The organism is Endobacterium panacihumi, assembly GCF_050847465.1.
Taxonomy (GTDB): domain Bacteria; phylum Pseudomonadota; class Alphaproteobacteria; order Rhizobiales; family Rhizobiaceae; genus Neorhizobium; species Neorhizobium panacihumi.
This window is the reverse complement of the sequence record NZ_JBOZRA010000001.1, coordinates 586,274-597,800: the sequence shown is the minus strand read 5'-3', so window position 1 is coordinate 597,800 and position 11,527 is coordinate 586,274. Positions and strand designations below refer to the sequence as shown.

Sequence of the window (11,527 nt, the reverse complement as noted above, 5' to 3'; positions counted from 1 at the left end):
CCATGTCGTTCAAGATCAAGCCACTCGATGGCAACCGCCCCAGTTTCGAGGCACAAACCGCACGGGAAGCGACCGATGCCGTTCAAAAGGTCTGGCGGGATGGCGGCGGTGCGGCAAAGGTCGAGATAGAGGATGAGCGGGCCTCACCGGATGAGGTGACGGCGTCGGAACGGGATCTGATGCGGAGGCAGGAACGGGATACGCAATAGGCGTTGCTGGCTCCTCAAAACCGGAGTTTGCGGAAGGAATTTTGAGGACGCGGATTGCTCCCAATAATCTCCCCCCTTGAGGGGGAGATGTCACCGAAAGGTGACAGAGGGGGTAAGCAACGGTGCGGCAGAGGAAACCTAAGCGGCATTTGCGCCAGGATTACCCCCTCTGCCCTGCCGGGCATCTCCCCCACATGGGGGAGATCGGATGGGCGCACCGCCCTGCCCCAATCGGGAGACTTGAGACATAACTTCCGTTGTCCCCCAAACGACAAAGAGCCCGGCATGACACCGGGCTCCCTTAACAATCCAAGGCTCAAGCCTATCCGACTTAGCTGCCCTGCTGGAAGTAGCTGAACTTGCCGTCCGGGCCCTTCTTCCATTCGTACATGACGTAGCCCGGAAGCTTCGGGTCGCCCTTTTCGTCGAAGGCGATGTCGCCGAGAACGGTCTTGAACGTGGCTTCCTTGAGCTTGGCTGCAACAGCTTCCGCGTCTTCCGCGCTGCCGGCGGCCTTGATGCCTTCGGCAATGATCTGGACGGCGGCGTAGGAGTAGAGCGTGTAGGCTTCCGGGTTGAAGCCGGCGGCCTTGAACTTTTCGACCAGCGCCTTGTTTTCCGGGATCAGCGTCGGGTCAGGACCGAACGTGTTGAGCGTGCCTTCGACGGCATCGCCGGCGATCGAGGCCAGTTCGTTGGAGACGATACCGTCACCAGACACGAGCGTTGCCTTGAGGCCCTGATCCTTTGCCTGACGGATGATCAGGCCGGCTTCGGTGTGAAGACCACCCCAGTAGATGATCGAAACGCCGGCTTCCTTCATCTTGGCGATGAGGGCGGAGAAATCCTTGTCGCCGGTGTTGACGCCTTCGCGCACGACTTCCTTCTTGCCGAGCGCGTTGTAAGCCTTCTTGGTCTCTTCAGCGAGACCCTGGCCGTAAGGTGTCTTGTCGTCGATGATGGCGACCTTGGCGTCAGCAAACTTTTCGGCAAGGTACTTGCCGGCAACGCCGCCCTGCTGGTCGTCACGGCCGCAGGTGCGGAACGTGTTCCACAGCTTGCGCTCGGTGAAGACCGGGTTGGTTGCAGCAGGCGTGATTTCGAGGATGCCGTTTTCGGCATAAACTTCCGACGCCGGGATGGAAACGCCCGAGTTGAAGTGACCGACAACGTATTTGACGCCGTCAGCAACGAACTTGTTGGCAACCGAAACGCCCTGCTTGGCGTCCGATACGTCGTCGCCGAGTGCGATCGACAGCTTTTCGCCGTTGATGCCGCCGGCAGCGTTGATGTCTGCGATGGCCTGTTCGGCGCCCTTCTGGAGCTGTGCACCGAATGCGGCGTTCGGGCCGGTCAGAGGACCGCCGACGCCAATGACGATGTCAGCCCAGGCGTTGCCGCCGAAGGCAACCATGGCCGTCAGCGCAACAGCGGAAAGAAGAGACTTCTTCATTGAATAACTCCCAGTTATTTATGAGGTGAGCGATTATTTGGGATCCAGCGCGACACCCACCATCGTCGCGCCGGAAAGCTGTTCCACCTTTTGGTGTATTATTGTTCTTGTTCAAACCGATCTGAATTCAGATTAGACCGGCTGTCAATCTTTGTTCTTCCACGAAAACGCGGAGGTTGGCTCGTAGAGCCAGTAATAGTTCTGGACCATCTGCTTGGTGCGACGGATACGGAAACCGGCCAGCGCAAAAGCAAACAGAAGCACGAGATCCAGAACGAAATAGAAGGCGTCGATAAACGGTCCCTGGAACAGCGCGTAATGCAGGAACTGCATGGCGCAGGTCAGAAGAACCGCATAGATCACTACTTCGCGATAACCGTTCCAGCCTTCGGCTGCCGCCTTGCCGGCCCGCCACGCGGTCCAGAAACCCAGCAGCATGACAATGCCGCGGAGAAAATAACGAACCGTCGTATCGTCTTCGAAAAACAGGCCCTGCATGTCAGTTGCTCCCCATCGAGAGGGTAGAAAGGATCGTGCTCAATGCCGGCCTCCTTCGAGATAGGCCGCACGAACTTCCGGGTTTGCCAGCAGTTCCTTGCCGGAGCCCGACATTGTCACCTTGCCGTTGACCATCACGTAAGCGCGATCGGACAATTTCAGCGCCGCAAAGGCATTCTGTTCGACGAGGAAGACGGTCAGGCCCTCTTCCTTGTTTAGCTTCTTGATCGCCTCGAAAATGCCCTTGACGATCAGCGGTGCCAGACCGAGCGACGGCTCGTCCAGCAAAAGCAGTTTTGGACGCGCCATCAGCGCGCGGCCGATCGACAGCATCTGCTGTTCGCCACCCGAAAGCGTACCGCCACGCTGGCTCTGGCGTTCCTTCAGACGGGGGAACATCGCAAACACCTTTTCGACGTCCTCTTTGAAATATTTGAGGTTGTCGAGATTGGCGCCCATCTGCAGGTTTTCGAGCACCGTCATGCGCGGAAAGATGCGACGGCCTTCCGGCGACTGGGCGATGCGCTTACGCGCAATCAGGTGCGTCGGCAGCTTGGTGATATCCTCGCCGTCGAAAATGACCTGACCGTTCTTGGCCTGTGGGCTACCGCAGATGGTCATCATCAGCGTTGATTTGCCGGCGCCGTTGGCGCCGATCAGACTGACGATCTCGCCCTGATGCACATCGACATCGACGCCGGAGAGAGCACGGATATTGCCGTAGAAGGTTTCGACACCCTGGACTTTCAGAAGGGGTTCACCGGCCATCAGATGGACCCCTCTTCGATAATGCCCTTTTCGAGCTTTTCCTCGATTTCTTCAACTTCTTCATCCTCGACACCGAGATAGGCTGCGATCACCTTCGGGTCGTTCTTGACGTGATCCGGCGTGCCATCGGAAATCTTCTGGCCATATTCGAGAACGACGACATGGTCGGAAATTTCCATCACCACAGACATATCGTGCTCGATCAGAAGCAGCGACGTGCCTTCGTCGCGAATGCCGCGCAGAAGCGAGTTCAGCGTCAGCGATTCCTTCGGGTTGAGGCCGGCGGCCGGTTCGTCCAGGCAAAGCAGTTCCGGACCGGTGCACATGGCGCGGGCGATTTCCAGACGGCGCTGCGCACCATAGGAAAGATCACCCGCCGGATCATCGGCACGATCGATCAGATCGGCCTTTTCCAGCCAGTAGGTTGCCTTGTCGATCGCTTCCTTGGCCGCGGTCTTGTAGGCCGGAAGCCCCAGCAGACCAAGGATGGTGAAACCCGATGCCTTCATCAGCACATTGTGCTGCGCGACGAGCAGGTTTTCCAGAACCGTCAGGCCTGAAAACAGCCGGATGTTCTGAAAGGTACGGGAAACGCCCGCCACCTTATTGATCTCGAAATCGCGCAGACGTTCCAGCAGGAATTCCTTGCCGTTCGAGCGCTTGAGCGTGAGCATGCCCATGGTCGGCTTGTAGAAGCCGGTGATGCAGTTGAACACCGTGGTCTTGCCGGCGCCGTTCGGACCGATCAGCGCGGTGATTTCGCCGCGCTTGGCTTCGAACGAGAAGTCGTTGATCGCCATCAGGCCACCGAACTTCATCGACAGGTGTTCGACCTTGAGGATCGTGTCTTTTGTCATTGTCGTACCCGTCGCCATCAGCCGTGGCCTTCCTTGGTGAAGCTGCCGGAGACAGCCTTTCTCTCCCTCAGGAAGGCTGTGGGCTCACGGGTGCCGACGAAGCCGCGCGGTTTGAACAGCATGACGATGACCATCGCTAAGCCGAACAGCAGCATACGATAGAGTTCCGGGGTGAAATCGGGACCGAAGATGTGCTTCAGGAATTCCATTTCACGCAGCAGTTCGGTGCCGCCGACCATGACAACCGCGGCAATGGCGATGCCGGTGAGCGAGCCCATGCCGCCGAGGACCACGATGGCAAGGATGACCGCCGATTCCAGGAAGACAAAGCTTTCCGGAGACACAAAACCCTGACGTGCGGCGAAGAAGGAGCCGGCGAAACCGCCGAACATGGCGCCGGTGGCAAAGGCCGTCAGCTTGGTGGCAACGGTGTTGATGCCGAGCGAACGGCAGGCAATCTCGTCTTCACGCAGGGCTTCCCATGCACGACCAATCGGCATGCGGCGCAGGCGAATGGTGACATAGGCCGTCAGCAGGCAGAGCGCCAGAATGATGTAGAACAGGAACATCTTGTAATAGACCGAGGAAGACGGAAGTCCCCAGGCCTTGTTGAAGTTGTTCGCCGCACCGACGTCGAAGGACCAGATGCCGAAGAAGGAAGCCTTGGCGATGCCCGAAATACCGAACGTGCCGCGGGTGACATCCGTCCAGTTGATCAGCACAAGTCGGATGATTTCACCGAAGGCCAGCGTCACGATCGCCAGATAGTCCCCCCGCAATCTGAGAACCGGGAAACCGAGGATGATGCCCCACATGGCGGCCAGAATGCCGGCCATCGGCAGAAGCAGCCAGAAGGAGAAGCCGAAATTGGCCGACAGAAGCGCGTAGGAATAGGCACCGACCGCATAGAAAGCGACGTAACCCAGATCGAGCAGACCGGCGAGGCCGACGACGATGTTGAGGCCCCAGGCGAGCATCACATAGATGAGGATCTGGATGCCAAAGTTGTCGACATATTTCAGCGAACCCTGACGACCAAAGATCATCATCGCCAGAAAAGGATAGCAGAGCAGGAAAACCAGCGCGATCTTCAGGAAATGCTTGTGGAAGAAGCTTTTCTCTTCCGAGATTTCCAGAACGCCGGTCTTGGCCTTGGCAAGCTTGCGCTTGTCGAGATGCGGCTTGATGAAACCGACCGTCAGGAAGCGGCCAACGGCAGCGACAATGACGAAGACGGCAAGCAGGCCCCAGCGCGTGCGCCAGACCAGCTGGTTGTTGATGTCCTGATAGGTTTCGATACCGACGAAGACGAGGAACATGAGGAAGGCGATGATGCCGGCGACGGCACCTTCCTTGACGGCCTTGGCCATCACGTCTTCCTGAACGTTTTGATATCCGTTTGCCATGTTACACCTTCTCCACTTCCGGCCGGCCAAGGATGCCGGTGGGCTTGAAGATCAGCACGATGGCGAGGATGGCAAAGGTCGCGACATCCTTGTAGGCGATCGAGAAATAGGCCGACCACAGGCTTTCGATAAGGCCGATCAGCAGGCCACCAAGCACAGCGCCCGGCAGCGAACCGATGCCGCCGAGAACGGCTGCGGTAAAGGCTTTCACGCCGGGGATAAAGCCGTCGTTGAAGCCCGCGACACCATAATACATCAGGTACATGGTACCGGCGACGGCCGCGAGTGCCGCCCCCATGACGAAGGTGATGGATATCGTGCGGTCGACGTCGACGCCGAGAAGAGCCGCCATCTTGCGGTCCTGCTCGGTGGCGCGCTGGGCGCGGCCAAGCGGCGTCTTGTTGACGATGTACCAGAAGGCGAACAGCAGGACCGAGGTGATCACGACGATCAGGATCTGCTTCAGCGAAATGGTGATGTTACCGATGTGGTAGACGTCGGTTACGAGAGGCGGGATCGGCTTGTTGCGCGGGCCCTGCGTCACCTGGATGAAGTTGGACAGCACGATCGACATGCCGATCGCGGTGATCAGCGGCGCAAGGCGGAACGAGCCGCGCAGCGGCCGATAGGCGATGCGCTCGATCGTCCAGTTCCACAGGCCGGTCATCAGCATGGCGATGATCAGCATCAGCAGCAGCGCCAGCGCCACCGGAATGCCTGCAAAGAACGTGGTGAGAATGAGAAAGACGATCAGGGCAGCAAAACCGCCGAGCATGAAGATATCGCCATGGGCGAAGTTGATCATGCCGATAATGCCGTAGACCATCGTGTAACCAATTGCCACGAGGCCATAGATCGATCCGAGAGTCAGCCCGTTGGCGAGCTGCTGGATAAAATATTCCATGTAGTTTCCCCTGGATGCGATCCTTGGGCGGCCGCATCTCTTCGTGTCAGTGTCCCTTAAGGGATCTTCAATTTTTTTGATTCCTACCCGTTTCGATAGAAATGTGAAGTGCAAAATAAAAAGGCAGAATATTTTTAGTGGGCTTTTGCCCAGGATGGCGCATTTACGCCCATTCGTACTAAAAAAACGGCACGAACGTCACAAAATCTGTGCGTAAATTAGATGTAGAGACACCGGTTAGCGCCTCAATAGTTTCAATAAATTGCAATTTCAGCGCACGGACCTGACTTTTGTCAGGGGAGCCGCCACCAGCGTGGTTACTCGCCAAATCCACGCGTCATTGCGAATTCGCGGCCCGCCTCACGCAGTTCGTCAAAAACGTAACCGGCAAAGGAGCGCGGCACGATAATCTCGAACGTGTCAGTCGCGGTGCAGGCCAGATTGCCGGCAACACGGCAGATCATCATCGGCGCGGAAAAACCTTCGGCAAACACATCCGCATGCAGGTCAACAGCCACGCATTTGGCAAGAATAGTGCGCACATCCGGGCCGGAGATTGCCATCAGCACCTGACCATCACTCTGCTCGGCGAACGAAAGGCCGGCAATGGTGGCAAGCGACGCGGCTATCGTTGCGGCATCGGCGCTTTGCGAAACAACCAGAGAGTCCGACGGACTGACCGAGCGCACGCTCACATCTTCGACAAGCGACAGAGCCTCCGCCACAGCGGCGTCATGGCCGGCATGCGCGAGTGCGGAAAAAATCACCGGGCGGCGAAAAACCGTCAGATGGTTGGCATTCGGGCTCGGCTCGTAACCGCTCATGCGGTCCTCGAGACTATGCCGGTGCGTGAAGGAAATCGACATCGGCGGCACCTCAGACATGCAGGTTCAGGTTTTCGGGATCGACAAACACGGGCGCGCAGACTTCCGCCAGGAATTCCGTGGCTCGAACGGCATCCCAGACGAGAATTTTTTCGCCGATGCGCTCGCGGCCGGATTTCAGCATGGCAAGCCCGATCCACTGGCCGATATGCGGCGAGAAGCAGGCCGAGGAAACGAACCCCTGCCCTGCCGTCATCGACGGCTCCACGCCTTCGCGCAGGAGTGCAGCACCTGCCTTGAGCGGCTTGTCGAGTTCGACCGGCTTGAGGCCGACCATTTGCAGACGATCGGCAGCGGTCAGGCCATAACGTGTGGAGAGACGCTTGCCGATGAAATCGGGCTTGGCCGCCGACATCATCTTGCCGAGCCCCACATCATCGGCCGTGGTGCGGCCATCGAGTTCGGAATGGGTGACATGCCCCTTTTCGATGCGCAGCACGTCGAGTGCCTCGACACCGTAAGCACAAATCCCCTCGCCGCGCCCGGCTTCCATGATCGCATCGGCGACCGCCTCGCCGTAACCGGCGGGCACCGCCATTTCATAGGCCAGTTCGCCGGAGAACGAGATACGGAACAGACGCGCCTTCAGCCCGCCCTTCAACTGCACCTCACGCGCAGCAAGGAACGGAAAAGCGGCATCGGAAAGATCGTCCTCGACCAGCGTTTGCAGGATTGTTCGCGATTTCGGCCCGGCCAGCGACATCTGCGCCCATTGATCCGAGGTCGAAACGAACCGCACGTCCAGATCCGGCCAGAAGGTTTGCGCGGCAAATTCCAGATGCGCCATCACCTCGGCAGCATAGGCTGTCGTGGTGGTCATCACATAGTGATTTTCCGAAAGCCGGCTGGTCGTGCCGTCATCGAAAACCATGCCGTCCTCGCGCAGCATCAGCCCGTAACGCGCCTTGCCGACCGGCAGTTTCAGGAAGGCATTCGAGTAGACGCGATTGAGGAACTCGGCGGCATCGCTGCCGAAAATCTCGATCTTGCCGAGCGTCGAGACATCGCAGAGACCGGCATTCTGGCGCACGTTCAGCACTTCGCGATCGACGCTTTCGCGCCAGGTCTTTTCCTCACCCTGCACGAAATAGGCCGAGCGATACCAGAGGCCCGCCTCGAGGAATGTCGCACCGTTTTTCTTCGCCCAGCCATGCAGCGGCGAAGTGCGGACCGGGCGCGACTGTTCTGCCCGTGCAGTGCCGGCCAGAGCGCCGAAAGAAACCGGTGTGTAGAACGGCCGATAGGTGGTGGTGCCCACTTCCGCAGGAGAAACACCGCGCATCCCGGCCAGCAGCGCCACGGCGTTGACATTGCCGAGCTTGCCCTGATCGGTCGCCATGCCGTTGGTGGTGTAACGCTTGGCATGTTCGACATGGCCAAACCCTTCGCGGGTCGCAAGCGCCAGATCATCGACATGCACATCGTTCTGGAAATCGACAAACGCCTTTGAACGCGCACCCGGCACATACCAGAGCGGTGCGAAGGACGGATCGTATTCACCCTCCACTTCCGGCGTATTCACATGCCCGACCAGACGGCCGACGGCTTCCACCGCTGCATGCGCCTTGGTGGCACCGTCGCGCAGGCATTGCGAAATCGTTGACTGCCCCGCCGCCGAACCGGCAGCGGCAAACAGCGGCCCGACATTCGGCGCCAGAAACGCCTGCGCCTCTTCCGACCAGACCGGCCTTGCGCCGCGCTGGCACATCAGATGCACGATCGGCGACCAGCCGCCGGACATGGCCAGCGCATCGCAATCGATCATTTCGTCATAACCAAAACGGTTGGTCATGATGCCGGACAGGCGCTTGCCACCCTTGGTATCGACAATCGATCCACTGCGGATGACGCGAACGCCATAGGGCGCGAAATCCGAAGACGTGGCACGGCTATCGATGATGGCAGCGATGTTGACGCCGCGTGCCGACAGGTCGGCGGCGGTGCGATAACCGGAACCGCCATTGGTGAAGATCGCCACCTTGCGACCAGTGGCAACGCCATATCTATTGAGATAGGTACGCGTCGCATCCGCCGTCATGATGCCGGGGCGGTCATTGCCGCCGAATACCAGCGGCCGTTCTTCAGCGCCGGACGCGAGGATGGCGCGACCCGCAGCGATGCGCCACAGCCGTTCCACCGGCTTGTCGGCGCTCGGGACGGCCACATGTTTCTGCACCTTTTCGACGGCACCAAACACCATGTCGTCATACCATCCGAACACGGTGGTGCGCGACATAACCGTCACATTCGGCATATCCGCCAGTTCGACCAGCGTCGCAGCCACGAAATCCGGCGCAGACACACCGCCGATCATCGCGGTCTCGGACAACAGCGAGCCACCAAGGCGAAAATCCTGCTCGGCCAGAATAACGCGCAAACCAGCGCGGCCAGCGGTCAAGGCAGCCATCAAACCCGCAGGGCCGGAACCAACCACCAGCAGATCGCAATGCGCCCAGCTTTTTTCATAGCGATCCGGATCGGTGGCCATAACCGCCTTGCCGAGACCGGCAGCGCGGCGGATGAGCGGCTCGTAAACCTTTTCCCAGAAAGCCGCCGGCCACATGAATGTCTTGTAGTAGAAACCGGCACCCAGCATCGGCGACAGCGCACCGTTGATCGAACCGACATCGAATTTCAGCGACGGCCAGGCATTCTGGCTCTTCGCCACCAGACCGCTGTAAAGCTCGGCCACGGTCGCGCGCGTGTTCGGTTCGGTGCGGCCATCCTTGCCGATCGTCACCAGCGCATTCGGTTCCGACACGCCTGCCGTCACCGGCCCGCGCGGGCGATGATATTTGAAGCTGCGGCCCATCAGCATCTGATCATTGGCCAGAAGCGCCGAGGCGAGCGTGTCGCCTTCAAAACCCTTGTAGGTTTTGCCATCGAACGAAAATTTTACGACACGGCTGTGATCGACCAGACCGACATTGGCGATACGGGAAGAGGTCATGCGACATCTCCCTTGGCCAGCTCACGCGCATCTGTCACGGCAAAAACCTCGTGGGTGAGATTATCGCGCTCCACCACAAGCCAGCGGCGGCAACCGGCCACATGGTGCCAATATTCACGAATGGCGCCACGCGGATTGTCGCGCAGATAGACGTAAGAATGCCACGCCTCTTCCGAGGCAGCAGGCGCCGGCCGTTCCGGCACGGCATCGCCGCGGATGGAAAACTCTTCCTTGGGTCGTCGTCCGCAATGCGGGCAGGTGATCAGGCTTGCCATCAGTAAAATCTCGGTCGATGCATCATCAATGAATGTTCGGCTGCGGGCCCTTGCCCGCTTCGTCCACCGCATAACCGCGCTCGAAACGGTCGAGCCGCAGCGCGCGCGCCACATGGTGCGGTTCGTTTTTGGCGATCAGGTGGGCAAAACAGAAACCGGAGGCCGGCGTCGCCTTGAAGCCGCCATAACACCAGCCGGCGTTGAGATAGAGGTTTTCGATCGGCGTGCGGTCGATGATCGGCGAACCGTCCATCGACATGTCCATGACGCCGCCCCAGCTGCGCAGTACCCGCAGACGCGAAAGGCCGGGGATCAGCGACACGCCTTCCTCCATGGTCGATTCGACGATGGCGAGATTGCCGCGCTGCGCATAGGACGAATAGTAGTCAATGTCGGCGCCAAACACCAAACCGCCCTTGTCGGACTGCGAGATATAGAAGTGCCCGCCGCCATAAACGATGACATTATCGATCACCGGCTTGATGCCTTCCGACACAAAAGCCTGCAGCACATGCGTCTCGATCGGCAGGCGCAGATCGGCCATGCGCGCGGTCTCGGACGAATGCCCGGCTGTCGCCAGAGCCAGCTTGTTGCAGCCGATGAAACCCTTCGAGGTCTCTACGCCGGTCACCCTGCCCGTTTCGTCACGGCGAATGGCAGTCACTTCGCAATGCTGGATGATATCGACGCCATGCCGGTCGGCGCCGCGCGCATAACCCCAGGCAACAGCATCGTGGCGCGCCGTGCCGCCGCGCTTCTGCAATAGCCCGGCCTTGATCGGAAAGCGGGCGTGGTCGTAATTGAGGTAAGGCATCATCTTCTGCAGACCTTCGCGATCCAGCAGTTCGGCATCGACGCCGTGCATGCGCATGGCATTGCCGCGCCGCGCATAAGCGTCGCGCTGGCCATCGGAATGGGCGAGCATCATCACGCCGCGCTGGCTGACCATGGCATTGTAGTTGAGATCCGCTTCCAGCCCTTCCCACAGCTTCAGTGAAAACTCGTAGAAGGGAATATTGCCTTCGAGCAGATAGTTGGAACGCACGATCGTGGTGTTGCGCCCGACATTGCCGGAGCCGATATAGCCCTTTTCCAGCACGGCGATATTCTTGATGCCGAATTCCTTGGCCAGATAATAGGCCGTTGCCAGACCATGCCCGCCACCGCCGACGATGATCACATCGTAATGCGGTTTCGGCTGCGGTTCGCGCCAAGTCGGTTTCCAGCCGCGATTGCCCGACAGCGCCTGCCTGAGAATGGAAAGGGCGGAATAACGCATGCGAAGGTCCTGTTTTCAAACGCGGTCAACATGCGCATAAGCAC

The 11,527-nt window shown here is 59.3% G+C and carries 11 protein-coding genes; 1 reads left to right on the top strand and 10 read right to left on the bottom strand.

Going from position 1 to position 11,527, the window contains the following annotated elements; translation table 11 throughout:
- The first annotated feature begins 2 nt into the window (after positions 1 to 2).
- Entirely contained in the window at positions 3 to 209 is a 207-nt protein-coding gene (locus tag ACRQ1B_RS02965) for a hypothetical protein (protein ID WP_432292172.1), read from the top strand.
- Positions 210 to 540: 331 nt separating this feature from the next.
- Here the strand turns inward: ACRQ1B_RS02965 and ACRQ1B_RS02960 are convergent, their stop codons facing one another.
- The 10 genes from ACRQ1B_RS02960 to ACRQ1B_RS02915 all read right to left on the bottom strand — a co-directional run bounded on the left by ACRQ1B_RS02960 (position 541) and on the right by ACRQ1B_RS02915 (position 11,483).
- Entirely contained in the window at positions 541 to 1,662 is a 1,122-nt protein-coding gene (locus ACRQ1B_RS02960) for a branched-chain amino acid ABC transporter substrate-binding protein (RefSeq protein WP_432292171.1), read from the bottom strand.
- 144 nt (positions 1,663 to 1,806) lie between these two features.
- A complete protein-coding gene (locus ACRQ1B_RS02955; protein WP_432292170.1) occupies positions 1,807 to 2,160 on the bottom strand; it encodes a DUF6867 family protein in 354 nt (117 codons plus the stop codon).
- A gap of 39 nt (positions 2,161 to 2,199) precedes the next feature.
- Positions 2,200 to 2,928 carry an ABC transporter ATP-binding protein gene (locus ACRQ1B_RS02950; RefSeq protein WP_432292169.1) on the bottom strand — a complete coding sequence of 243 codons (729 nt, stop codon included), beginning with the start codon at positions 2,926 to 2,928 and terminating at the stop codon, positions 2,200 to 2,202.
- Positions 2,928 to 3,803 carry an ABC transporter ATP-binding protein gene (locus ACRQ1B_RS02945; protein ID WP_432292168.1) on the bottom strand — a complete coding sequence of 292 codons (876 nt, stop codon included), beginning with the start codon at positions 3,801 to 3,803 and terminating at the stop codon, positions 2,928 to 2,930. Before ACRQ1B_RS02945 ends, ACRQ1B_RS02950 begins: the two co-directional genes overlap by 1 nt.
- Positions 3,803 to 5,155 (bottom strand): high-affinity branched-chain amino acid ABC transporter permease LivM, encoded by a 1,353-nt coding sequence (gene livM / locus ACRQ1B_RS02940; protein ID WP_432293795.1) that lies wholly within the window; start codon positions 5,153 to 5,155, stop codon positions 3,803 to 3,805. The genes ACRQ1B_RS02945 and livM overlap by 1 nt, the downstream gene beginning before the upstream one ends.
- A gap of 37 nt (positions 5,156 to 5,192) precedes the next feature.
- Positions 5,193 to 6,095, bottom strand: a complete 903-nt coding sequence (locus tag ACRQ1B_RS02935; RefSeq protein ID WP_432292167.1) for a branched-chain amino acid ABC transporter permease — start codon at positions 6,093 to 6,095, stop codon at positions 5,193 to 5,195.
- 317 nt (positions 6,096 to 6,412) lie between these two features.
- Entirely contained in the window at positions 6,413 to 6,961 is a 549-nt protein-coding gene (locus tag ACRQ1B_RS02930) for a sarcosine oxidase subunit gamma family protein (protein WP_432292166.1), read from the bottom strand.
- Between the two features lie 10 nt (positions 6,962 to 6,971).
- A complete protein-coding gene (locus tag ACRQ1B_RS02925; RefSeq protein ID WP_432292165.1) occupies positions 6,972 to 9,929 on the bottom strand; it encodes a sarcosine oxidase subunit alpha family protein in 2,958 nt (985 codons plus the stop codon).
- Complete coding sequence (locus tag ACRQ1B_RS02920; RefSeq protein WP_432292164.1) at positions 9,926 to 10,204, bottom strand: sarcosine oxidase subunit delta; 279 nt, start codon at positions 10,202 to 10,204, stop codon at positions 9,926 to 9,928. Before ACRQ1B_RS02920 ends, ACRQ1B_RS02925 begins: the two co-directional genes overlap by 4 nt.
- A gap of 25 nt (positions 10,205 to 10,229) precedes the next feature.
- The gene (locus ACRQ1B_RS02915; RefSeq protein WP_432292163.1) at positions 10,230 to 11,483 is read right to left on the bottom strand and encodes a sarcosine oxidase subunit beta family protein; all 1,254 of its coding nucleotides are present in this window, start codon (positions 11,481 to 11,483) and stop codon (positions 10,230 to 10,232) included.
- Between the last annotated feature and the right edge of the window lie 44 nt (positions 11,484 to 11,527).

What these genes read in the sequence shown, in the direction of transcription:
- ACRQ1B_RS02965 (WP_432292172.1), top strand. Translation starts at nt 3, where the DNA reads ATGTCGTTCAAGATCAAGCCACTCGATGGCAACCGCCCCAGTTTCGAG.
- ACRQ1B_RS02960 (WP_432292171.1), bottom strand. Translation starts at nt 1,662, where the DNA reads ATGAAGAAGTCTCTTCTTTCCGCTGTTGCGCTGACGGCCATGGTTGCC.
- ACRQ1B_RS02955 (WP_432292170.1), bottom strand. Translation starts at nt 2,160, where the DNA reads ATGCAGGGCCTGTTTTTCGAAGACGATACGACGGTTCGTTATTTTCTC.
- ACRQ1B_RS02950 (WP_432292169.1), bottom strand. Translation starts at nt 2,928, where the DNA reads ATGGCCGGTGAACCCCTTCTGAAAGTCCAGGGTGTCGAAACCTTCTAC.
- ACRQ1B_RS02945 (WP_432292168.1), bottom strand. Translation starts at nt 3,803, where the DNA reads ATGGCGACGGGTACGACAATGACAAAAGACACGATCCTCAAGGTCGAA.
- livM (WP_432293795.1), bottom strand. Translation starts at nt 5,155, where the DNA reads ATGGCCAAGGCCGTCAAGGAAGGTGCCGTCGCCGGCATCATCGCCTTC.
- ACRQ1B_RS02935 (WP_432292167.1), bottom strand. Translation starts at nt 6,095, where the DNA reads ATGGAATATTTTATCCAGCAGCTCGCCAACGGGCTGACTCTCGGATCG.
- ACRQ1B_RS02930 (WP_432292166.1), bottom strand. Translation starts at nt 6,961, where the DNA reads ATGTCGATTTCCTTCACGCACCGGCATAGTCTCGAGGACCGCATGAGC.
- ACRQ1B_RS02925 (WP_432292165.1), bottom strand. Translation starts at nt 9,929, where the DNA reads ATGACCTCTTCCCGTATCGCCAATGTCGGTCTGGTCGATCACAGCCGT.
- ACRQ1B_RS02920 (WP_432292164.1), bottom strand. Translation starts at nt 10,204, where the DNA reads ATGGCAAGCCTGATCACCTGCCCGCATTGCGGACGACGACCCAAGGAA.
- ACRQ1B_RS02915 (WP_432292163.1), bottom strand. Translation starts at nt 11,483, where the DNA reads ATGCGTTATTCCGCCCTTTCCATTCTCAGGCAGGCGCTGTCGGGCAAT.